We start from the raw sequence: 23,240 nt of genomic DNA, 5'->3' as shown, positions 1-23,240 counted from the left end.
TATTTGTTCTTTCCATAACAAGAGACGAATCACATCCATGAAACTTATAAAAGTTGCTGCCGGGGTTGTCAACCAGATTCCCATGGCCTGGGAACACAACCGCCGGAACCTAATCGACGCCATCGAAGAAGCTAAAAGTCAAAACGTCAGCATCTTATGTTTGCCGGAATTGTGTATTACCGGCTACGGCTGCGAAGATATGTTCTTCTCGCACGAGCTCGTCGAGCAGTCCAAGCAAAGCCTGCTGGAGATTGTGCCTCACACCGACGGGATCATCGTGGCTGTCAGTTTGCCGCTGCGGCTGGCCAACAACCGGACCTACGACACGGCCTGTCTGATTGCCAACAAACGCATTCTGGGTTTTGTCTGCAAGCAGGTGCTGGCCAATAACGGTATTCATTACGAAACGCGCTGGTTTCAGCCCTGGACCGCCGGGGTGCGCGACGAAATCCAGATTGGCGAATTTGTTTATCCCGTGGGCGATCTGCTGTTCGACGTTTCGGGCGTAAAAATCGGCTTTGAAATTTGCGAAGACGCCTGGATTTCGAACCGGCCGGGCCGCAGCCTCCACGAACGTGGTGTCGATATTATCCTGAATCCCAGTGCGAGCCACTTTTCGTTTTACAAATCGCACGTACGCGAACGGTTTGTCATCGACGGATCGCGGGCTTTTGGGGTCAGCTACATTTATTGCAATCTGGTCGGCAACGAGTCGGGACGCGCCATTTTCGATGGTGACGCCATGATTGCCTCCAACGGGCAGTTGCTGGTGTCGGGACCGCGTTTCAGCTATGCCGACCACCTGATTGTAACCGCCGTCATCGACGTCGACGATACCCGCCTGAGTCAAACCCAGACCAAAGTCAACCTCGCCTATCTGTTTCCCAACCTGCGCGTGGCCGCCCAGTTTGATTTTCCGTATGTCAAACCGGTGGTGCAGAAAGCCGAACTGGAATACTGGGAACACGATTCGCACCTGAAAGAGGAAGAATTTGCGCGCGCCGTTGCGCTGGCGCTGTTCGATTACCTGCGCAAAAGCCGCTCCCACGGTTTTGTGCTGTCGCTGAGCGGTGGGGCCGATTCGTCGGCGATTGCCGCCCTGGTCTCGCTGATGATCCGGATGGCCGACGAGAGCATCGGCCTGGACGCGTTCAAAAAGAAACTGAGTTACATCAAAAGCATTCAGAAGCTCAAAACCGTCGAGGAAATTTGCGGAGCCTTGCTGACCACCATCTATCAGGGAACCGAAAACAGTTCGAAAGACACGTATGAATCGGCCGAATCGCTGGCAAAATCCATCGGAGCGACGTTTTACAACATCAATATCAATGGTTTGGTTGAAACCTACACCAAACTGATTGAAGATCAACTGGGCCGTCCGTTGACGTGGGAAACCGACGATGTAGCCCTGCAAAACATTCAGGCGCGGGTTCGGGCTCCCAGTGCGTGGCTGCTGGCCAACATCCAGAACGCGCTGTTGTTGTCGACCTCCAACCGCTCGGAAGCATCGGTGGGTTACGCCACGATGGACGGCGACACGGCGGGCAGCATCTCCCCCATTGCCGGTATCGACAAGCATTACCTGCGCGGCTGGCTGCGCTGGCTCGAAACCGTGGGCGTGGGCGGCACCATCAAGGTGGAAGGTTTACAGAAAGTGAATAACCTGCAACCCACCGCCGAACTCCGTCCGCTCGACAAAAAGCAAACCGACGAAGAAGATCTGATGCCTTACGACGTGCTCAACGCCATTGAAAAATTCGGCATTCGCGATAAGCTTTCGCCGAAAGAAGTCATGCAGCAAGTGGAAGTGGTGTTTGAGAACCAGTATGACCGCGCTACCTTGTACACGTCCGTCGACCGGTTTTTCCGGCTCTGGAGCCGCAACCAGTGGAAGCGCGAACGGTATGCGCCCTCCTTCCACGTCGACGACGAAAACGTGGACCCCAAAACCTGGTGCCGCTTCCCGATTCTCAGCAGCGGTTTTGAAAAAGAACTGGCGGAGCTGAAGGAATACGTTGAAGGGAATGAAGGCCGGGGACGGAAAGGAAAAATTGGGTTTTAAGGGTACCGAAGTTGCCAGGTCTTAGAAATAATTTGGTTGAAGAAACCCCACGGGCAGATGGTGCCCGTGGGGTTTCTCAATGAATGAACGCTCTCTAATCGAAGCGCCCGCCAATTCACCGACACAATCGACTTATTTACCTCAAAAGTTTTCATCAGGGCAACGTAGGCCGGTTTATCGGCGTATTAGGGGTTGACTATCCGAAAAATACAACTGATGAAACACGACATTTTTTTATCCAAAAGCTCTGATTTAGCAACCACCATACGGACTAGTGCGGTCACCGTTTTGGTATTGGCCTCGCTCCTTTCCTGCTCGAAAAACAGTGACGACCTGAGTCCGGGAAGCACGACCACCACCGGCTCCCCGGTAGCGATCGACAGTACAACCACTTCTTCCGCGACCAAGGAGGGCAATACGGAAACGGCTGCAAATGAAGAGGATCTCCTGGCAAATTCAACGTTTTCTTCTACGGTGACCATCAGCTTTGGTAGCTCCATCACTATTTCCAATCCGCTGGCCACCAAGGGCGTAACCGTAACGGAGTCCAACGGCGATGTCGTTATCAATTCCACCGTTGCCGAAGTGGCGTACGTAGTATCCGGAACGACCGCGAACGGTTCCGTGAAAATTTACAGCGATAAAAAATTCAAGCTGACGTTAAACGGGGTCAATCTGACGAACACCGACGGCCCGGCCATCAACATTCAATCCAAGAAAAGAGCGTTTGTTGTGTTAGCGGATAACACCACCAATGCGCTGACGGACGGGGCAACCTACACCGCCAGTGGCACGGAGGACATGAAAGCGACGCTATTCAGCGAAGGACAGTTGATTTTCAGCGGCAACGGCACCCTGAACGTAACCGGAAAATACAAACACGCTATTTGCAGTGATGATTACATCCGGGTGATCAGCGGAACCATTACCGTACCGGCAGCTGCATCCGACGGAATTCATACCAATGAAGCGTTTATTGCCGATGGCGGTACGCTGAACATCACCACAGCGGGCGACGGTATTCAGTGCGAGGAAGGCTATATTGTGATTAACAACGGTACGTTTACGGTCAATGTGGCGGATAAAGGAATTACGGCTTCGTATGATACCGACACCACCATCAACCCGTATCTGACCATTAACGGAGGCCTTTTTACAATCAATTCAACGGCAGGGGAAGGCATTGAAAGCAAAAGTACGCTGACGATCAACAACGGTACGTTCGTGATCAAAACCGCCGACGATGGAATCAATGCGGGCAAGGCGATTTACATCAACGGCGGAACCATCTACTCGTATGCCACCTCGAACGACGGCATCGACTCCAACGGCCCGCTCACCGTTACGGGTGGCAGGATCGTTTCCGTCGGTGCTACCGGACCCGAAGAAGGGTTTGACTGCGACCGCAATACGTTTAAAATAACCGGTGGAATCATGGTCGGGATCGGCGGAGCAAGCAGCGTTCCAACGGCCGGCGTCAGCACCCAGCCTTCCGTTCTTCTCGGCGGAGGAACCGCCAATCAGTTGTTCCACATCCAGTCGGGCGACGGAGCCGAAACCCTGACGTTTCTGATTCCAAGAACGTATACGACGATGTTGTTTTCCAGTCCCAAACTAAAAACCGGTCAATCGTACAAGGTCTTCACCGGAGGCAGCGTTGCGGGCGGCACCAGTCTCAACGGGTTATACACCAGTGGAACCTATACCGCCGGTACGCAATCTTCAACGTTCACCGCAAGCAGTATAGTCACCCAGATCGGCGGCAGTTCGGGACCGGGGAGATAATTCCGGAAATAGCTGAATGCAAAAACCGTATTCGGAAAACGGCGGTTTCACTCCGTTCCCGAATACGGTTTTTTTATAAAATACTAAAAATTCAAACCAGTTCGGCAACCCGGCTAAAAACGGTGGCGTGATCTTGAACAAAATCCGCATACGACCGGGGGGCTCTTCCCAACACCTTCGTCAATACCGTAAGCTCATCGTCAGATGCTTTCAGTCCCTGAGCCTGGAAAAACCGGTACATGTGAACCCAGTCGTCGACCATCCAGCCGGGGAGCCACTGCCGCGCCTGAGCCGCCCAGACATCCAGATTATTACCGGCGTAGCGAACGTCGTAGCCAAGTTGTTCGCTCAGGATTCGGGCGGTCGATTCGCCCGTTAACGCTTCCGGCCCGGCCAGTGCAATCCGCTGCCCGTCGAACTCGTCGGTCATCAACACCCGGACGACGGCTTCGGCAATGTCGCGTACATCGACGCGGTTGAGGCCCACATTACCAAACGGCTGGGTATACAGGCCGTGATGGGCAATACCGTCTTTAAACCAGAAGTCGTTCTGATAGAAGTTATTGGGGCAGATAAAGGTATAGTTCAAACCGGACCACAGAACGGCTTTTTCGATGGCGATCTTGGTGTGAAAGTGCGGAATATGCGCGCCTTCGTGAACATTGTGAATGCTTTGGTAGACGATTTTGCTCACGCCCGCCCGTTTGGCCGCGGCCACGGCGTATGAACCCTGGGCGATTTCGGTAGGACTCTGGCGGTTGAGCAGAAAAACCCGGTCGATGCCCTCGAACGCTTTCGGCAAGGTGGCAGGTTCGTCCATGTTTCCAAGGGCAGCTTCCACGCCTTCGGGCAACAAAGCGGCTTTTTCGGCGGAGGTGACCAGCACCCGGACGGGTTGTTGGTTGCGTTGAAGTTCCTGAACAATCTGGCTTCCTACGGTACCGGTACCGCCAATGACTAATGTTTTCATGGTGTTTGGTTTGCGTTGTTTACGGGTTCAAAAGTGGGCGGTTCCGCAAACCAATTCAATACCAAACCCGCTGAAACGGAATAAGCCGGGGTTGAAGTGCCTGATTATCCGGCTTTCGGTCAGGTTTCTGAGCCTGAATTAAAAAGCTGGCTGGTAGAAGCGGTTGCTTCGCCGTACCTTTGCGGCATGAAATCCCTCCTCCCCGGCCTGCTCTTTGCCGCATTGTGGGCCTCCGCTTCGGCAGCCACCAAGTTCGGTATCCTGTCGGCCGACCCGCTTATTCTGGCCGAAATACGGTTTTTGATTGCCGGACCGTTGATGCTTTTGATGGCCCACGGAATTCAGCGTCACCCGATGCCCAACCGAACGGAATTCAAACGGCTGACGCTCTTTGCCCTTTTGAATACGACCATTTACCTGGGCGCTTTCGTTCTGGCGCTCAAACACGTAGCCGCCGGTATTGGCAGCCTTTCAACGGCCACCAGCCCCCTGTTCATCACACTGCTGTCGGCGGTATGGCTCCGGCGCCCCGTTCGCTGGTACGAATCCGCCGGTATTGTCATCGGCATGGCGGGGGTGCTGCTGGCGACCTATCCGCTCCTCCAGAACAGTTATGCCACCATTCCGGGTCTGCTGATTCTGCTGGGCGGCATGGTTTCGGTCTCGGCGGCTACGGTCTACTACGCCCGGTATACGTGGCGGTTGCCCAACCTTGTCATCAACGGCTGGCAGGTGCTGATTGGCGGTATGTTGCTGCTGCCTTTTACGCTGTCGTTTGCCGATTTTACGAACTCGCACTACGACGCCCGGTTCTGGGGATCGGTTTTCTGGCTGATCATTCCCGTTTCCGTCATCGCCTTGCAGCTCTGGTTTTATCTGGTGCGTCAGGATGCCGTTCAGGCGTCGCTCTGGCTGTTTCTCTGCCCGATTTTCGGCTTTGCCTTTTCATCCCTCCTGCTGGACGAGCCCCTGACCCTTTATACGTTCCTGGGGACCGCCCTGGTTTTAGCAGGCTTGTATCTGGGCCAGCGGGATAAGTTCACAAAACGCTGACAGCGGTTGACAGCGGTGTCAGGACTTAATGAAATTTTTCCGCGAAAACCGATTATTTTTCCACCACTACATATTCCAGATCAACGGTTTTCCCATCAGCAGCCGGAACGGGATTGATTCCGATTTCCTTCGGATTGAAATACCCCGATTCGGCCAGGGCCCGTTGGGATCTGATCAGTTTTGAACTGCTAAACAAGTCGCCGGACCGGATAGCGATCAGATCAAGAATCGTTTTACGGGCCACTTTCCTGCTCCCCTTCACCGTCACGTTTCCAATCGATACGGGTTTCCCTTCAAAAACCGTCAACTCCAGATCGACCACCGGGCCAACCCGTTTTTCGTTGACGTCGATGTTAAAAAACAGGTAGCCCTGATCCATGTACAGTGACGTAACAGTCGGCCCAACCACGCTAAAAAGGCGCTTTTTAAAATCTTCTTTGTCGTACAAATCCCCTTTCCGCACGCCCAGAGCTTTGTTCAGTTCGTCGGTTGAGTGAACGGTGTTTCCCTTCCAGCGAATACGCCCGATCGGCGTTCCCTTCACCGGTTTCTCAGCCTTCAAGTGCCTGCTCTGCCGGGTTGCAGTGGGTTGAAAAAAGGAACATAAAACGATCGTGAGTGCCAGGAACGGCAGAATAATCAAAAAAGTTAGCTTTTTCATGGGACTGGAAGGGGTTTGGGTGAACATCTGGATGCGTTGGAAAACCGACCGGTTCGAGAAGGTGTTCAACAAGGGCGCTGCGGCCATCTGAGTCGTGAGTTTCAGCAGTAAATAACCGTACGTTTTAACGTGGCTCCGGTCGCGGGTCATCGACTGATCGACGATGTATTCGTGCACCTGCCGAATCGAGAATTTCAGGTACGCCATCAGGGGATTAAACCAGAACAGGATGCCGGTTATTTCAAAAAATAGCAGATCGATCGTGTGCCGTTGTCTGACATGCACCAGTTCGTGTTCCAGTATCAGATTCTGCTCTTCTTCCGCTAAAGACCTGTTCCCGGCATGGAGAAACACGTACCTTAGAAATGAGAAAGTCGGCAAATCCGATTGCCCATACACAGAATAATACGAACCGCTTTCTCGTTTCCGGCTCGTCCGGATCAGCTTGAAAATGGCTTTCAGATTTTGGCAAAACCGCCCGGTTTTATACAGACAACCAACCAGGTAGACCGCCAGCAGAATGAATCCTGAAAACTCCCCTGGAAAAGCCGCCGGATCGGTTTGCGCGCCGGTCCGAAAGGCATCAGTCGGTAAGCCCGATAAAACACGATTCAGGCGGGGGGCCGCTTCCGAAACCGCATCGGGGCCGACCAGCTCCGGCAGTGGAAACAACGGAATGACGAGACTCAACAGCAGGCTACCGACTAAATAGACGCGGTTCCATTGAAAATGCGTGAGTCGGCAAAAGAAGAGCCGGTAAACCAGCGCGAAAATCGAAACCGTTAGCGTTGATTGGGCCAGATACAGGAAAAAATCAGTCCGCATGGCCGGTTTTTTTAGGTGGTTTTTCCTCCTTGTCGAGCAATTCAACAATCCGCTGAATTTCGTCCGCACTCAGCTTTTCTTCGTTGACCATAAACGACACGACTTTTTCCGGCGACCCTTCAAAATAGTTGGTCAGAAAACTCTGGAACGTAAATTTCCGGTAAGCCAGTTTTGAAACCGTCGGAAAGTACTCGTGCGTTTTTCCATAGGCCCTGTGTCCGACAAATCCTTTCTTTTCCAGAATCCGGATGAGCGACGAAATGGTGTTGTAGGGCGGTTTGGGGTCGGGCATGCCATCGATGACGTCCTTTACAAATCCTTTGCGAATGGCCCAAAGAATCTGCATTACCTTCTCTTCTGTTTTGGTAAGTGCTTCCATTGATCAAATGTATAACGCATTTTACAGTTACACAACGCATTTATCAGTTATATAACGTTAAAATACGTTAAAAGATAGGGAATGCCGGTTTTTTAGAAGCAAATCAGAAAAAAATCAAGCCTAAATAGATGTAAAAACAGCTCGTTTTTAAATCAATTTGGGTCCGAAAAAACGACTTTTTCGATTCATTTTTAAGATCTGTTTGCAGGGGCAAAAAATAGTTTTTAACAGTCTGATATACAATAGTATACAAACCGAAAAAAGTTTCAAAAACCTGAACATCAGGCGACTTTTTTTTGTTCTAACTGTATGAACGAGAACACAGAAAAGTCGACAAATCAAGAGGGCAAGCTGGTGTCGTTTGTGCCAGCCCAGCCCGTGGACGAAACATGGCGAAAATCGATTCCCGCACAGGTGTTTCTGAATCACTTCTTCGCGATTGATTTTCACATTCAACGGCAAGACGACCTGTTTGATTTGCGTCGTTTTCCGCTGTTTCAGGATTTTGCACCGAACGTTTCCGACGAGCAGCGTAAGGCGTTGGAAAAGTTGCTCCTCAATAGCTGGAGTGCCGAGTACGCGCTTCGGATTACGCCGGTGGTGAATGACAACCAGTATCTGCAAAGTTCGCTGCACTGGACGTTCCCGCAGGCTTATTACAGCGTTTTGTTCAGCGTACGGGCGTTTCTCCATACCATGGGCGAACCCGTCAGCAATGAAGAGATCATTCGCCGGCGCATTGGCAATATGGTCGTTCGGGGCTATTATCCGGCTTCGATTGGATTCTATGCATCCGGCCCGCTGAATGGCTACCGCACGATGCGGTTGCCGCTGGCGAAGTTCGATATTGCCAAACCGGATCTGACCCTGCCTTCGCGCGAATCAGCCGCCCAGATCGAGATTGCCCAGTTTCTGAAAACCTCCCGCGACCGGCGCATCAAAGCCCTGCGGCAGGCCATTCAGAACAACCCGAAGACGGCGTTACGCAGTGCGAAAACGGGTAAGATTTTGCAGAAATTCGGAGTGGATCAATACAAGCAATTGGGCAAGCAGATTGGTTACACGACGTATTTCGACGCCCTGAGCCGACTTCGGATTTCATCGAACAACCGCGAAATCGAGCGGTTTGTTGAGTCAGAGATCGATGTCCGGCTATTCCACGAAAGTCTGGTTAAAATCGTGTCGCACATCAATGCCGTCCACGAATCCTACATCGCCAAAGCGCTGGGACTTCAGGGCTACAAGCAATTGATTGCCAAACTGCCTTCGTATCTTCAGGAAGGATTCCTGCGCGAGCGCCTGAACACCGTTATCGAACCGATGCTTCAGTTTGAACAACAGGACCTCCGCCTGGCGGCTTAACGACCGGCATCTTTATAAAGGAAAAGCCCCGACTGAAAAATCGGGGCTTTTTTTGTTAGTACTGTACCTGTCAGGTTTTGAAAACCTGACAGGTACAGTACTAAGTGGCTTCTCGATCAGCGGTTTTCCAGATACGTTCGGCACAGTTGCAGATACTGCCCCACCGGAGGCATTTCCAGGTCGGTTTCTTTAGCCAGTTCATCCCAGCCACGGACCTGCAAAATTCCCCGGAAATAGGGATTCGTTTCAAATTCCTGCGCTTCTTCCGCCGACATCGGCCCACCCTGAAATTCGAGCGTTTTCAGGCTGGCTTCCGAAAGTTTACTGAAATAGGCCGGATGCTTGTAGGTCAAATACCGCTTGGCATTGACGTGATGTTCAATCAGTTGGGCCACTTTCTCCGAAAAACCGCGTTCACGCAGCCAGTCGGCCCCCAGTTTTTCGTGATCGACGCGACCGTAATCGTCCATGTGATCTTCCGCCAGATCCGACGGCAGCAAGTGCCCAATGTCATGCAGAAAAGCCGCAATGATCGTTTCCTCATCGGCCCCGGCCCGTTCCGCCAGCATGGCCGCTTGCAGCATGTGTTCCAGTTGCGAAACGGGTTCGCCGTAATAATCATCGGAACCATGCTGATCGAACAGCGCGGTGATCTCAGTAATCGTTTGCTCGGCTTTCATAGTTTGAATGAGCGAAAGAATGAAAGAGCGAAAGAGTGAATTAAAAGGGACGCACTTGTTTTTAATTCACTCTTTCGCTCTTTCATTCTTTCACCACTAATTATTTATCCCACCAGACGGCGGTATTGATATCATTGGGTCCCTGGCGCTGGATGGCTTCTTCAACGGACGCTTTGTTCAGGCTCAGTTCCGAACTGGGATACTGAAAACGAACCGGAACGCGGTTTTGATTCAGGTTCGACGGCCCCGGTTTGATGGCGGGGAAACCCGTTCGTCGCCAGTCGAACCAGCCTTCCAGACCGCTGTAAAATAACGCAATCCATTTCTGAGTTCCAATCAATTCCAGGGCTTTTGTTTCGGCAAACACCACATCCGGCTGGGCCAGATAACCCGCCGGAACTTCCAGGCCATAAAAGCCAAACGAGGCCGTGATGCCCTTTTCGTAGTACGTTTTGGCATCGCCGGTAATCAGCTTTTTCTGAGCCGCTTCGGCCAGGATGAATTGCAGTTCGGCATAGGTCATGATAATTCCTCTGGCGATGTTCAGGTTGGCTTCCGTCGGAGTTCCAAAACCGTCGATGTAATACGTCGATCCCACGCGGGAAACGTTCTGGGCCCCGCCGTTGTAGGTCAGGGCCGACACATCATCCAGGCTGTTGGGCACGCCGACATAAGCCGGTTTTCCGGCCGCTACCGACGCCACCGTTGGCCGGGCAAAAATGCCGAGTCGCGGGTCGTTCAACTGGATCAGTTTGTCACCCAGCGTTTTGCTCAGCCGAAACTCGTCGAAGGAGCCTACCCGTGAGGTATACAACGGAAACTGATTCGGAACCGTGGCCAGATACCGCAAAGCCGCATTGTCCACGTTGGCCGTAAAAATGGGCGTCGCCGTCGGATTGCTGACAATGGCCTGCAAATCTGCTTTTACGTCGCGCTTGTTCGAAATCCGCATCAAATACCGCAGCCGGAGCGAATTGGCCATTTTTTTCCATTTCGTCACATCACCCCCGTACAGAATATCGCCGTTAACGACGCCATTTTCGGGCGCCAGCAACGCGTTGGCATCCGCCAGGTCTTTCAAAATCCCGTTGTAAATGGCTTCCTGCGTATCGTATTTGGGAAAATACGCTTTGTCCTTGCCCTTGGTCGCTTCCGAATAGGGAGCGTCACCGTAGGCATCCGTAACCAGCGACATCATCCAGGACTTCATAATGAGCGCCACCGCCTGGTAATTTTTCTGAACCGGTGTGGTGCTCGACGCGATGTTGTACATATTCTGCACTTCCCGCAGGGTCGAATACGTAGTGCTCCAGATGCCGTTCTGTTCCCCCCAGAGGTAGCGGTCTTCGTTCACAAACTGGATTTTGGCCGTATACTGCATGACAATGTTGCCGATGCCCCAGGCCGTTCCCATGTTCTCGTTCACCGTCGACCGGATGATGTTCGGCAACAGCAAATCCGGCGTTACGGTATTGGGAACGTTGGGGTTGGTATTGACTTCCTCGAAATCATTGTCACAGGAGGTGCTGGTGGCGATGAGCAATGCCAGGCAGGCGAGTAATTGAATGTATGTTTTTTTCATTGTCCTAGTTGCTTGGTTTATACGTTATAGTTTAGTGTTAAAACTGACTATCAGCCATTTAACCAAAAACTATAAACCTTAAACTATAAACTGATTACAGATTAAACGACAGGTTGACACCGTAGCTCCGGGCCGATGGAATGGCGACCGACTCCGCCCCCGGAATGACGGTACCGCCCGAAACCGACGACGTTTCGGGATCGATGTGTGGCACTTTCGTCCACAGAAACAGATTGCGGCCCACCAGCGAAACGGTCACGTTGCGGAAAGGCAGTTTCTTACCCAGCATGGAATTCGGCAACGAATACCCCAGCTTCACTTCCCGTAATTTGGTAAACGACGCATCGAAAATGGCGTCTTCCAGAACCTGACGACCCAGGGTAAAAGCGGTGTGCCACTCACGGGCCGAAATCCGGCGGGCGTTGGCCGCAAATTGGCCTTCACCGGTTTTCACCACGCCCGGCACAACGTAATACGTTCCAACGGGCGCGTTTTTGAACTCCTTGTCGACCGAATTATCGTAATACCCGTTTTCGCGGCCCTGCAGGGTTTCGGCCAGCTGACCGCCTTCACGACCCACGACGTACGTGTGGGAATAGACCTGTCCGCCTTTGCGGATGTCGAACAGAAAACTCAGGTTGAAGCCTTTGAATTTGAAGGAGTTATTGATACCCGCCAGCCAGTCGGGGTTGTAATTTCCCAGTTTTTGCAAGGTAGATGTTGCCACAGGCCGGCCATCGGTCGTGATGACCAGTTGGCCCACATTCTGCCCGGTCGGATCGTAGTATTTACTTTTCGGATCGCTGCTAACCCGCTCATACGCATAGCCATACATGTCGCCCATGCGTTCGTTCACCCGCGCCTGAACCGAGAAATACCGGTTGGCCAGTTCGTAGGTCGAAACCCCGTCGGCCAGTTCGAGCACCTTGCTGCGGTTGCGCGAGAAATTGACGTTCATGTCCCAGCGGAACCCAATGTTGTCCATCCGGATCGGCGTCAGGTTCAGCATAACCTCGATCCCGCTGTTCTGAATCCGGCCGGCATTCTGCACAATCTGGCTGTAGCCCGTCGTTCCCGAAAGGGGCAAAAAGATGATCTGGTTTTTACTGACGGTATTGTAATAGGTGACGTCCAGCCCCACCCGGTTTTTCAGGAACCGAAGATCGATCCCGTATTCCTGCGAACTGCTGATTTCCGGTTTCAGACTCAGGTTCGGAATCCGCGTCGATTCGCTAAAGGTCGGCGTCGTGCCCCAGGGCGTTCCCGGATTGAACGGTTGCGAAAACTGGTACGGTTCCGTATCGTTTCCGACCTGGGCGTAACCCGCCCGCAGTTTGGCAAACGAAACCCAGGACGGCAGCTTCATCCAGTCGCTCATCACCGCGCTGAGCGTTCCCGACCAGTAGAAATACGAATTATCGGCCATACCGACTACGCCCTGCGGCAACGTCAGCGTACTCGACCAGTCATTCCGGCCTGTCAGTTCCAGCGTTAATTTATCTTGGTACGTGAGCTGGCCGGAAGCAAACAGACTGTTGATCCGGCGGTTCGACACGTTTTGCGAATATTCGAGCGGCACGCGGCTGTTGTTCAGGCTGTAAACGCCCGGAACCGTCAGCTGGGGCGCAAAATTGTCGACGTAATCGTATTTGTTAAGCCGTTGGTTTCCCCCGGCCGTTCCGCTCAGTGTGAACGATTCGTTGAGCCGTTTATCCACCAGAAACAGCAGATCCGTGTTGCGTTCCAGCGTCTTCACCGCTTCCCGGCGGTAGGAACCGTACGGATACCGCTGCGTGCTGAATGCCCGCTGACGCACCCGAAGTTCGTCCTGATAATCGACCTGCGTCCGCCCCTGAACCGACAGCCAGTCCGTCAGTTGATACGACAGCGTAACGTTTCCGATCACACGGTTGATGTCCTGACCGTTGGTATTTTCGTACAGGTTGAAGTACGGATTGTCGTGGTAGTTGTAGTTAAAATTGTACTGCTGAATGCCTTCCAGACCGGGTTGCCAGTAATTTTTCATCGACGCCATATCGATTTGCCGACCCCACCAGCAGTTCAGCAGGTACATGATGTTCTCGGTTCCGTAACTCAGGTTCGGGCGGTTATCGCTGTGGTTGCGGATGTAGCTGACGTTGGTGCGAGCCGTAAACCGGTCGGTGAGTTTGTATCCGGCATTGACGTTGAACGTGTTCCGGGTCAGGTCCGTGTTGGGAACGTAGCCTTTCTGTTCCAGATTCGTATACGACATCCGGAAATCACCCTTGTCATTGCTCCCCGTTACGGCGACGTTGTTGGTCAAAATCCGGCCGGTTTCAAAGAAATCCCGGATGCTGTTCGGGTGCGCAATAAACGGCGTTGGCGTGGCCACACCGGGGCCACCGGGCACTTTGGTATCCCCCGCGCGGTAGCCTTTGTCGGTCGGCGAATCGTGCTGAACGATCAGACGGCCATCCATTTTCGGCCCCCAGCTTTCGTCGGTTCCGTCGCGCAATCCCCCTCCCGAACCATCTTTGAACGCAAACTCCCCGTTCAGGCCCTGGCCGTATACGTTCTGATAATCCGGCAGTCGCAGAACGGATTCAAACGTCAGGTTCGAGTTGACGCTGACGCCGATGCCTTTCGTGGCCTTCCCGGTTTTGGTCGTAATCACCACCACGCCATTGGCCGCCCGCGAACCATACAGGGCCGTGGCGCTGGCCCCTTTCAAAACCGTCATCGTCTCAACGTCGTCCGGATTGATAAACCCGGCCCCGTTTCCGTAATCGGCATCCTGGTTGTTGCGCCCGGATGAACCGACAAAATTATTGTTGATCGGCAAGCCGTCGATGACAAACAGCGGCTGATTGCCGTTGATGTTCAGCGACTTCTCACCCCGGATCGTGATCCGGGCCGAACCGCCGATTCCGGACGGGCTATTGACCACGGTTACCCCCGCAATTTTACCCGCCAACTGACTAACCAGGTTCGTTTCGCGGGCCTGAGAGATAGCCGAATTGTCGATTTTCTGCGTAACATAGCCCAGGTTGCGCTGTTGTTTGGAAATCCCCAAAGCCGTTACCACCACTTCGTTCAGGGCTTGCGTAGAAACATTCAGGGTGACATTGATCACGGTTTTGGAGCCGACCGGTATTTCCTGCGCTTCAAAACCGATGAACGAAAATATCAGGACCGACGAGGGATTTGGCACGGTGATCGAGTAGGTGCCGTCGGTGCGCGAAGTCGTACCGGTTGTGGTGCCTTTAACCAGAATCGAAACGCCCGGCAGCGCCTGCCCGGCTTCGGACGAAACCACTTTTCCGGTGATGGTTTGCGCCAGCAGCGGCAAGCCAATCAATAGAATAGCCAGCGTCAGGGCGGCCCGACGGCAATGGTTCCTTCCTGTACGAATTGCAGAAGGTAGTTTTTGTGTCATGCTAGTTTTAGGGATGTTCCGGGGTACGGAAAAGTTGAACAATGGATACGGAAATACAGTCGTACGTTTACGAAACCGCAAAAGTAACGGGCACTTATTGTGTGATTATTACCGAATTATGAACTTTATACTACTGAAGAAAGAAATAATACAAAATTTGTACAATACTTAGATTGGCAGTATAAATAAGTAGCCTTATCTCAAAAATAAAAATTTTATATTGACTATTTGCAAAATATATATTAATTATATGTGAAGCTTTTTTACTCCGGTTAGTAGTCCAGGCTCGTAAAGACCCGGTCTTCTTTTTGAAATTCGGCCGCAATGCCATCCATAAAATCAGCGGGGAGCAAATCGTTTTTTCCCCTGGAAATGGCTTTCAGGGCCGCATACGAAACTACATTGAGGATACCGGCACCCGTGAGTTCGTAGCGGGTTGCCAATTGCGCTAACAGCGTCGGATCTTCGACGGAAGCGCGGGCCGGAATGGTCTGTTGCCACAGGGTCAGGCGTTCGGCCATCGAGGGCATCGGGAAATGGACAATGGCGTTGAACCGCCGGAGAAAAGCCGTATCGATATTGCTTTTGAAATTCGAAGCCAGCACCACCAGGCCCTGAAACGCTTCGAGCCGCTGCAACAGAAAACTCACTTCCTGATTCGCATAGCGGTCGTGGGCCGATTGTACGGAGGATCGTTTACCGAAGAGCGCGTCAGCTTCATCGAAAAACAAAATCCAGTCGCGGTTTTCGGCCCGGACAAAAACTTTCTCAAGATTTTTTTCCGTCTCACCGATGTACTTCGACACCACCTGCGACAGATCGATCCGGTAGACGTCCTTCCCGAATTCTTTCCCCAACAACGTCGCCGTGAGGGTTTTACCGGTCCCCGAAGGGCCATAAAAGAGCGTTTTATACCCCGGCTTCAACCGTTTGCCCAGTTGCCAGTCGTTCATTAACGTGTGGCTGTGAGCGAGCCACAGGCGCAGGTCTTCGATTTGCCGGCGCGTGGCGGGTGGCACCACCAGATCGTCCCATTCCATCCCCGTTGTGACCAGCCGGGCCGGAAAGTCGGGGCCAAACCGGGGGCGCGGCCGCTCACCGGTCAGCAGCCGTTCGGCGTATTCGTCGGCCAGCACCAGACGTCCGCTCATGCGGGGTTCTCCCTCGCGCACCGGTTCCAGAAACAACACCTGTTGTTGGTAAAACCAGTGTTTTTCCGAAAAAAGGCGCTGAACTTCGAGCCGTTTTTCGAGGTCAGTACCCGCCAGCAGAAACTGGGCAGTTTCGCCCGTCGGCAGCATACCCCGGTGATTCGCGCCCTTGATCCCGCCAAACGCCGGAAACTCGCCCCCCTGCGGTAGCACCTCCTCGATGAGCGCATCGAAAATGCCCGGCAATTGATGCGGAGCCAGCGCCAGCAGAAGCAAAACCGCTTCCGCATGCGTTGGCGATTGGGGCAGGTGGTCTGCCAGCAAACCCGTGCAGTCGGGCAGTTGCGCTTCGTCTTCGGTCAACGGCAGGCCAAACTGGGTTTTCAGGCGGTGGCGGAGCAGGGGGGTCAGGAGCAGGGGGGAAACCATAGCGTATATGTGTGCTGAGACTGGTCAAGGGTTTCCGGTGCCTGATGCATTCCCGGAGATACTGGAATGGGGCCCATGCGCCCGGCGCATCAACTGGAAAAAGTCGAGCGGTTCCAGAAAGAATGAAGGCTCGGATTGGGGTGATCCGGAAGGATTCTGCAGATAAACCCCCACCGACATGTGCACATGGGGACTGACGGCATTGCCGGTCGATCCGACATAGCCAATTGGGCGACCTCGTGCCGTAGGCCCTGCCGAAAATCCGTCGGCAAAATGGTAAAGATGCGCATAATAAACCTTTACCCAAATTTCCTGCTGTGTATCCGGGTTTCGGTATAGATGAAGAACGTTTGCCGTCAGACCACCCCGGTTGCTCTGAAGCCCCTGCCCTCGCAGCGTTCGGAGTAGATTCTCGATCCCCGTCATGATACCGGGATGCGTGAGAACCAATCGATTGGTGGTCCGTAGTACGGCACTCGTCGCTTCAGAGAGGGTAAAATTCCGGCCGGTCGACGGATTTATCGCATTCAAAAAGGTGGCCCTGTGAATAGACGTACTGCCCGCAAAACCGCCCTGAGAGGCATCAACCGGATCAAACAAACGACTTTCAGGCGGCAACGTAACACCCAGTGCGTTGATTATTTCCCGTTGAAGCTCCTCCACAATGCTCCTGCGCTGACTGGCTACCGCTGCCGATGGCTCACTTCCTGCCATCGTATTGACGAACAACAGACCGGCTAGTATCCGCGATGCATCCGGCGACCGGTTGGGCATGGGAGTTCCGTTCAGGTGCCGTTCAACGTCCACCTGAACGGCCCGGCGACCAAAAAAGCCATACTGAAGTTTTTCCAGAATATCGCCGTTGGCCGATAGCTCGCCAATGGCTGAACGGGAAAGAACGCGGCTGCTGACGTAGTCAAAAACGGCCCGGCGCCCGTTGCCCGCAGCCGATGCGAGCTGCAACGTCAGGTCTATGTGTTCCGGCATTTCGACCGAAACGGGCGCACCGGCCCGGGCATTGATATCATATTGCCCCGGACCATGCGAATGGTAGGTCCCGACGGTGATGTTGGCAGAAACTCCGAGTCTGGCCCGATCGTGGGCCATCTGGGAGCGGTGGGGTAAAACAAGATTCACCATCCCTTCCAGCGAGTACGCCGATGCGCCCCGTTCTATATTTAACAGGCCCATCCGGTAAATTTCCGCGCGGGCATCTTCGTTGATCACCCCCGACGAGTTAATCCCGGTTCCCAGCGTCTGAGCATCGCCCAGTTCGGCATCTCGTCGGGTTCGATACGCCGACAATTCGGCTTCCTGATGACCCGGGCCGCCCGCCAGTGCCCGTTCGGCCAAAAATGGCCGAAAATCTGGAGAAGCCGTCAGCGGATGAAGGGATCGGTCGTGCCCCCGTATTCTTCGCAATGCCCCGGCTTCCCGGATCTCCTGTTGCCTGAGCGCCTGCAGTCGGCCAGAGCGGTGTCTGCGGGTTTCTTCCTGCGGCTCAAACGCCAGCGATCGTTGCCGATTGCTGGCTTCACGGGCTTCTTGTTGGTCCTGCATCCTTCGAGCGATTATTTGCTGGTATCGGGCTTCAAAATTCAGACTGATACGGAGCTCTTCAGGTCGTAACCGGGTTCTTCGACGCTCGCTTACCAACGACTGAATCAGATCACTCATCTGATTCAGCACGTCTTCCTGCAGGTACGTCATGCCGTCCGAAGCCGCCAGCAGGGTCTGAAGGGCCTGACGCACGTCGCTTTTCAACGTGGCGTGTCTTGTCAACGATTCGGCCAAAAGACTCCGGGTCTGATTGAGTAACGCTTCGAGTTGGTCCGTTTCTTCGGCCGTCCTGGGCGGTTGTCCCCGTCGGGGTCGTCGGCCTTGGCTTATCTGCTGGGTCAGCCATTGACTAAACGCGTCCCGAAAAGCAGCCTGCCGATACGTATCCAGCAACTGATTATGCAGGGCCAATACGGTTTCACGTAACGGAGCCGTGGTTTCATAGACTTCCGTCTCACGCCTTTGGATGTAGGTCTCCAGAGCCGAACGGAGTTGCAGCACGACTTGCCTTTCGTGTCCTGCATACCCTGCTAAAAACCGCCTGATGACCCGAACCGCCTGTGCATTTTCTTCGTGATTCGGAGAATTAAGCTTCTCCAGCAGTAGTGTCCGGGCTGTTTCAAGACTGCCCGCATTCCGGTTCACGTATTGAATAAATTGGCTGGGATTTGCCCAAGCATTCTCTAATGTCCCCCGATGCGAAACCGGCGGCCGGTGCCGCTGTGACTGCCGGCGCAGTTCCGACCCTTGCTGCACCACATGCGTCAACTCATGCGCCAGCAACGCCCGCCCCCGGTTCGTGTGTGGTGCGTAGTGGCCCGATCCAAAAACGACATGATTTCCTACCGTATATGCCCGTGCACCGATTTCCTGCGCCGATTCAGCAGCCTGGGGTCCCGTGTGAACCCGTACACCCGAAAAATCCCGCCCGAAACGTGGTTCCAGAAACGAACGGGCACCGCTGTCGAGCGGTTGGCCGCCCGCTTGCAGCACCTGGTGCACCGCCGACGGCGCTTCGGCCCCGGCCAGCGAACCGTCCCCTTTTTTGTGCAGTCGCTTTTCTTCGTCCTCACAGGTTGCGCATTTTCGCTGAATCGAAACCGGGGTTCGCTGCGCCACGTCCGCAGCATCCATCCGCATAATCCGATCGGCCACGGCGTCGGCTTCCTGTTCGAAGCGGTCGTTGGACGAGCCAATCGTCAGTTTGGGCTGAAGAGTCGCCGGAGCAAAGAACGGTTTTGGGAGACCCGCCCGCGGTTTTTCGCGCCCATTGAAAAATGGTTTTGCCGGTTGATGGTTTTGAACTGGTGATGGATCAGCGGTCGTTTTCATGATTGCATCCGGCTTATCGCCACTCTACGTACAAAATTTCGGACATAAACGCCGATTTAATCAGCGAGAATCCCCACGGAAGCCGATCGAGCAGGATGTCGATGGTTTGGGGGTCCACCTGCAACCGCCAGCCGCCGTCTTTCCGGCTCAGTTTACCGTCGCGTTGCAGAAATGACTCCTGCACGGATGCTACGCTGGCATTTTTTAGAGCTTTCCAATGGCTGACAACGGCCTCAAGCAGCTTTCGAACTTCGGCTTCTTCGTTCGGCATCAGGGCAAGTTCCGCTTCGACCGGCCATTCGGGCGGCATTCCGCAGAGAATTTTGGCCAGCAGCAGGTCCGATTCCGGCATAACCGGCTGACCGGTCACGGCATACTGACACAGTAAAACCGCCCGGTTTTGGGCGGTTTGATCAACCCAACGGGTTTCGGCCAGCAAGCCCAGTTCGCGAAACAGAGAATGCAAAAAGGGATGCAGCAGAACCAGTCCGGCATTGCTGATGTAATGAGCCGCCGGGCCGTCGGCTAGTGAATTGGGTAGCCATTGGTCAACGGGTTCGGTTGGGTCCTGATTGTGGGCAATCGCTTTCGGGATCTCCCTTAGTGCCTGCTCGGTAGCGGCCCGTTGCGGAACCGGAACAAAAGCGTCGATGCCGGGTTTCAGCCAATCCAGAACGGGGCTGTTCGCTGAAGAACGAGCCGCACTGGCCAGTCGAATGTAGTGCCGGAACGTTTGCCGACCAGCCGCCGAATCGGGCAGATACGGAGCAACGGCCTGCCAAACCGCATCCAGCAAACCGACTTCCGAATGGCTGGCTTTCCGAAAAGCCGTCAGCCGGTTGAGGAACGATCCGGAAAATTGCCAGACCAACCGCAACAGAACCAGCGGTTTCCGTTGACCCAGACCAACCACCTGACGAAACAGGTCCGTCGTTGGTTCCAGCCGGTTTTCCCAGTCGGCGGGTTGCTGAACGGGGCTGTTCCAGGGCAACGAACCGGTTTCCAGAAAATACAGGAAGGATTCCCGATCGGCGGCTTGTAAGGGGATGAGCGCCGGCAAACGGCCGGCTGTCGCTGGGTGCCACTGCCGAAGCGCCTTTTCCAGTTCGAGTACGGTTTTTTCCACCAATTGCTGTTGCCAGTCGGTCGGCGTTACGGTTCCCAGATCAAGCTCCAGCCGGTCGATGCGCAGCCAGGTTTCGCCGTCCGCAAACCGGTCGAACAGTTGTTCCAAAGCCGGATACAACCGTTGCCGACAGAGATCCGACAGCTGATTCTGCATGGCCACGGCTTCGCCCGCATCGGAAATTTCGATGTCGATGGTATGCTGGCCGATGCGATGACGGAGTTCCATGGATCAGAAAGGCATATCTTCCGCGAGCCGGTTTAGCAGGAAGGTTTCCGTAAACATCCGGGTTAACTCATTGGAACAATCCGCCTGCTGGTCATGGGTAAAGTCTTCTTCCACGGTGAGCGTAATGCCAAGTCCTCTTCCTTTGATGATTCCCCTGAATTTGTCCATCGGAATGGGCTTGGACGTCGTCTCGAACGCATGGGAAATTTCAAACTCTTCCGGTTGTATCTTCCACCGGTAGCTCAACAAATTTTTAGCCTCCGCCACCAGCCGAATCTGCACCTCATTGCTTCCCTGCACCTTCACGAGCTTGACGGTAAAGGCAGCGTTCGGCACTTTTACGGTAACGTAGACCGTCTTGCTGCGGTAGGTTAACCGAAACGTTTTGGTCTTTTTGTCCGTGGGGTCAATGGTTCCGTCGGCCAAACGTTGAAACTGCTCCTGGGGAACAAACTGCAACGGCTTGTCGGGCACAAATTTCAGCTCATCGGGGTTTTGCAGTTCCTCCACGTTAAAGGTGTCGTCAATCCCAAATTCATAGGCCGTTTGATCCTTCCAGCAATAAACGGTTTGTTTAATTCCAAAGACATCCGGTTTCTCCGATTCGGATGGTTTCGGTTCGTTAATCTGGTACGAAACCGACCCGCAGGGCGAGGTATCCCGGTAAGGCAGGTAAAAATCGGCGAAAACAATACCGTCGGCAATGGCGGGTTTTACGTCGGTGAAATAATTGACCAGGTTAAGCCCCAAAATTTCTCTCAGGAATTTCAGGTCTTCCGGTTTCGTAACCGTGTTAATTCTCTGCCGGAGTTCCACCTGAAAATCCGATTCGACAAAACCGGGAGTGGTGCTCAGCGGGCCGTTTCCAATGGCTTCTCCCCGCGCGGGCCCCTTCCGGTTATCGGCATACACAATCACGAAAGTGCCGCCCCGCACAACACCCGCTTTGTGTTCGAGCGCCGGGTGAAGTTCGGCGTAATTTTTAAACAAAAACCGGCTTCGGTTGTGTGCCAGCATCGCTTCGTGCTGGTCTTTCAGCTGCTTCAGTTTTTCCGCATTCAGATGGGCGCCGTCCAGCACCTCCAGCAGCGTATCCCAGTCGCCACACTCACAGGCCAGCCGCTGGGGATCCGGGTCTTTTGCCGGATCGTCGGGCAGCGTCCCGGCCCGCAGGGCAATGAGGTCGAACGGCAGGCGGTTGTCTTTCCGCAAGCGGGCCAAACGGGCCAATACCGTCTGGTAAGGCAAACCAATGTGGCCTTCAATCCGAAAGAAATTATACGGCTCGATGTCGACCTCCAGGGGTTTGATCACGGCTGGAACGGCGGTATATCGTTCAGCCTGATAGGATAAGTTGGTATCCGCGCGATAGGCCCGGCTTTTCTGATAATTCCAGTACCGATGCAGGACGTAGTGCTCACCGGCCTTTTGGGGAAGATAATAATACGGAATAGCCCGTTCGGAAAGTGGGCGGGTTCCCAGCGACGAGGGCGTTACCTTGATGGCCAGGGCGGCATCTTTGTTCGCTGTTACATCGGGCGGTTCCGGCACGGTGAACTGGCTAACCATCAACGTCAGCCGGGTAAACAGCATTCGCAGTTCCGAACGCCACGGCTGCCGACCGGTATTCGCCGGTGAAGGCAGAAAATAGGTCCGAAAAGGGCGGTATTCCAGCAAAGCCGGGTTTTGCTCCCCATCGTCCGTCGAAACCGTGGCTTTCCCCAGCAGCAGGTGATACGGAAAAAGCGTCTCGTCCGGGCGGCAAACCGTCAGGCATTCCTGGGCTTTGTCCCGTAACTCGTGGTAGGCCCTGATCAGATCGTCCACCAGATCAACCACATACTGAATGCGAAACGTGTCCTGATGAGCCTCACGGTACGCTTTTATTTTTGTCAGTTCCGGGGCTATACTATCATTCAGGAAAGGCTTGAATAGCGTGTAAAGTTTCTCAATCGCTATAGGAACAGAGTCTAGATCAAGGATCTGATTTCTGAAAGCCGTGAGCACATCGGCCGCCGATTGAAGAGTAGAAAAAGGGACGTTAAACCGCTTCAGATGCAGATCGTTCAAAGAAAACCGCTCTTCCAGACCAGCCTTAAGCTGATCCGCAAAAAAAGTTTCGACCTCCCTCCGATTCACCAGCAACGGGCGCACCCGAAACTTCACCTGCTGACCTTTGTCACTGCAATCGGTGGTATCGCAGTTTCGCAGATCGTTCTGATCGGCTTCGAACAAAAGCATCACTATTTTTTCGTGATCATCCAGAAAAATTTTGCTCAAAGGCAGCGTGTCAGTCTGCGCTGCCTCCACCAGTTCCCAGCCCGAAAGTCGCGAATACCCTTTGTTAAACCCCGCAAACTCAACCGGCAATTGGTCTACAACCCGGCAATGTTTTGCGTTGATGCCTTCAAATTGAACCAGATAACCGAGCGAAGTGACCCCGCAACCCGCGCTGATGGTCAGCTGGTCGGAACCATTGTACGTAAGGTTGAGCCCGCAGACGATGCCAATCCCGACAAGGTGCGTTCGGGTAAACCGGGACTGGTCGTCCAGATACGTAAACAGTTCATTGAGATGCCGGTTGGTCAGAACCTGATCGGCTTCAAAAACGGGATATTGCAAGGTCGACTCCATCGC

At 53.8% G+C, this 23,240-nt stretch carries 14 protein-coding genes; 4 read left to right on the top strand and 10 right to left on the bottom strand.

All coding sequences use genetic code 11. The annotated features are described in order from the left end of the window. Positions 1–37 precede the first annotated feature (37 nt). Both nadE and EHT87_RS03100 read left to right on the top strand, forming a co-directional pair. Positions 38–2,062 carry an NAD(+) synthase gene (gene nadE, locus EHT87_RS03105; RefSeq protein ID WP_124903743.1) on the top strand — a complete coding sequence of 675 codons (2,025 nt, stop codon included), beginning with the start codon at positions 38–40 and terminating at the stop codon, positions 2,060–2,062. A gap of 216 nt (positions 2,063–2,278) precedes the next feature. Then, on the top strand, positions 2,279–3,847 hold the full coding sequence (locus tag EHT87_RS03100; protein WP_124903741.1) for a carbohydrate-binding domain-containing protein: 1,569 nt from the start codon (positions 2,279–2,281) through the stop codon (positions 3,845–3,847). Between the two features lie 91 nt (positions 3,848–3,938). On the opposite strand, the gene EHT87_RS03095 is transcribed toward EHT87_RS03100, so the two are convergent. Continuing rightward, the gene (locus tag EHT87_RS03095; protein ID WP_124903739.1) at positions 3,939–4,817 is read right to left on the bottom strand and encodes an SDR family oxidoreductase; all 879 of its coding nucleotides are present in this window, start codon (positions 4,815–4,817) and stop codon (positions 3,939–3,941) included. Positions 4,818–5,003: 186 nt separating this feature from the next. Between EHT87_RS03095 and EHT87_RS03090 the strand changes: the two genes are divergently transcribed. Then, positions 5,004–5,870 carry a DMT family transporter gene (locus EHT87_RS03090; protein WP_124903737.1) on the top strand — a complete coding sequence of 289 codons (867 nt, stop codon included), beginning with the start codon at positions 5,004–5,006 and terminating at the stop codon, positions 5,868–5,870. A gap of 52 nt (positions 5,871–5,922) precedes the next feature. On the opposite strand, the gene EHT87_RS03085 is transcribed toward EHT87_RS03090, so the two are convergent. Next, positions 5,923–7,356 carry a M56 family metallopeptidase gene (locus EHT87_RS03085; RefSeq protein WP_124903735.1) on the bottom strand — a complete coding sequence of 478 codons (1,434 nt, stop codon included), beginning with the start codon at positions 7,354–7,356 and terminating at the stop codon, positions 5,923–5,925. Then, the gene (locus EHT87_RS03080) at positions 7,346–7,735 is read right to left on the bottom strand and encodes a BlaI/MecI/CopY family transcriptional regulator (RefSeq protein ID WP_124903733.1); all 390 of its coding nucleotides are present in this window, start codon (positions 7,733–7,735) and stop codon (positions 7,346–7,348) included. The genes EHT87_RS03085 and EHT87_RS03080 overlap by 11 nt, the downstream gene beginning before the upstream one ends. Before the next feature lie 309 nt (positions 7,736–8,044). Here EHT87_RS03080 and EHT87_RS03075 point away from each other — a divergent pair, with 309 nt between their 5' ends. Further along, positions 8,045–9,097: a hypothetical protein gene (locus tag EHT87_RS03075; RefSeq protein WP_229320815.1), complete on the top strand. Its 1,053-nt coding sequence runs from the start codon at positions 8,045–8,047 to the stop codon at positions 9,095–9,097. Positions 9,098–9,213: 116 nt separating this feature from the next. Here the strand turns inward: EHT87_RS03075 and EHT87_RS03070 are convergent, their stop codons facing one another. The 7 genes from EHT87_RS03070 to EHT87_RS03040 all read right to left on the bottom strand — a co-directional run bounded on the left by EHT87_RS03070 (position 9,214) and on the right by EHT87_RS03040 (position 23,237). Beyond that, positions 9,214–9,777, bottom strand: a complete 564-nt coding sequence (locus EHT87_RS03070) for a phosphonate degradation HD-domain oxygenase (protein WP_124903731.1) — start codon at positions 9,775–9,777, stop codon at positions 9,214–9,216. A gap of 100 nt (positions 9,778–9,877) precedes the next feature. Next, entirely contained in the window at positions 9,878–11,359 is a 1,482-nt protein-coding gene (locus EHT87_RS03065) for a SusD/RagB family nutrient-binding outer membrane lipoprotein (RefSeq protein ID WP_124903729.1), read from the bottom strand. 94 nt (positions 11,360–11,453) lie between these two features. Then, positions 11,454–14,777 (bottom strand): SusC/RagA family TonB-linked outer membrane protein, encoded by a 3,324-nt coding sequence (locus tag EHT87_RS03060; protein WP_124903727.1) that lies wholly within the window; start codon positions 14,775–14,777, stop codon positions 11,454–11,456. A gap of 272 nt (positions 14,778–15,049) precedes the next feature. Next, entirely contained in the window at positions 15,050–16,357 is a 1,308-nt protein-coding gene (locus EHT87_RS03055) for an ATP-binding protein (protein WP_124903725.1), read from the bottom strand. Between the two features lie 24 nt (positions 16,358–16,381). Beyond that, complete coding sequence (locus tag EHT87_RS03050; protein ID WP_221621976.1) at positions 16,382–19,249, bottom strand: eCIS core domain-containing protein; 2,868 nt, start codon at positions 19,247–19,249, stop codon at positions 16,382–16,384. A 13-nt stretch (positions 19,250–19,262) separates the two neighbouring features. Further along, complete coding sequence (locus EHT87_RS03045; protein ID WP_124903723.1) at positions 19,263–20,603, bottom strand: contractile injection system tape measure protein; 1,341 nt, start codon at positions 20,601–20,603, stop codon at positions 19,263–19,265. Positions 20,604–20,606: 3 nt separating this feature from the next. Further along, on the bottom strand, positions 20,607–23,237 hold the full coding sequence (locus tag EHT87_RS03040; RefSeq protein WP_124903721.1) for a hypothetical protein: 2,631 nt from the start codon (positions 23,235–23,237) through the stop codon (positions 20,607–20,609). Between the last annotated feature and the right edge of the window lie 3 nt (positions 23,238–23,240).

The organism is Larkinella knui (assembly GCF_003858645.1).
Taxonomy (GTDB): domain Bacteria; phylum Bacteroidota; class Bacteroidia; order Cytophagales; family Spirosomataceae; genus Larkinella; species Larkinella knui.
The sequence above is the reverse complement of the archived record's forward strand: the minus strand, read 5'-3'. Positions and strand labels throughout refer to the sequence as shown.

Excerpts from the sequence above, each read along its gene's own strand:
- EHT87_RS03085 (WP_124903735.1), bottom strand. The coding sequence starts at position 7,356 with ATGCGGACTGATTTTTTCCTGTATCTGGCCCAATCAACGCTAACGGTT.
- nadE (WP_124903743.1), top strand. The coding sequence starts at position 38 with ATGAAACTTATAAAAGTTGCTGCCGGGGTTGTCAACCAGATTCCCATG.
- EHT87_RS03100 (WP_124903741.1), top strand. The coding sequence starts at position 2,279 with ATGAAACACGACATTTTTTTATCCAAAAGCTCTGATTTAGCAACCACC.
- EHT87_RS03060 (WP_124903727.1), bottom strand. The coding sequence starts at position 14,777 with ATGACACAAAAACTACCTTCTGCAATTCGTACAGGAAGGAACCATTGC.
- EHT87_RS03050 (WP_221621976.1), bottom strand. The coding sequence starts at position 19,249 with ATGAAAACGACCGCTGATCCATCACCAGTTCAAAACCATCAACCGGCA.
- EHT87_RS03045 (WP_124903723.1), bottom strand. The coding sequence starts at position 20,603 with ATGGAACTCCGTCATCGCATCGGCCAGCATACCATCGACATCGAAATT.
- EHT87_RS03075 (WP_229320815.1), top strand. The coding sequence starts at position 8,045 with ATGAACGAGAACACAGAAAAGTCGACAAATCAAGAGGGCAAGCTGGTG.
- EHT87_RS03090 (WP_124903737.1), top strand. The coding sequence starts at position 5,004 with ATGAAATCCCTCCTCCCCGGCCTGCTCTTTGCCGCATTGTGGGCCTCC.
- EHT87_RS03040 (WP_124903721.1), bottom strand. The coding sequence starts at position 23,237 with ATGGAGTCGACCTTGCAATATCCCGTTTTTGAAGCCGATCAGGTTCTG.
- EHT87_RS03080 (WP_124903733.1), bottom strand. The coding sequence starts at position 7,735 with ATGGAAGCACTTACCAAAACAGAAGAGAAGGTAATGCAGATTCTTTGG.
- EHT87_RS03095 (WP_124903739.1), bottom strand. The coding sequence starts at position 4,817 with ATGAAAACATTAGTCATTGGCGGTACCGGTACCGTAGGAAGCCAGATT.
- EHT87_RS03070 (WP_124903731.1), bottom strand. The coding sequence starts at position 9,777 with ATGAAAGCCGAGCAAACGATTACTGAGATCACCGCGCTGTTCGATCAG.
- EHT87_RS03065 (WP_124903729.1), bottom strand. The coding sequence starts at position 11,359 with ATGAAAAAAACATACATTCAATTACTCGCCTGCCTGGCATTGCTCATC.
- EHT87_RS03055 (WP_124903725.1), bottom strand. The coding sequence starts at position 16,357 with ATGGTTTCCCCCCTGCTCCTGACCCCCCTGCTCCGCCACCGCCTGAAA.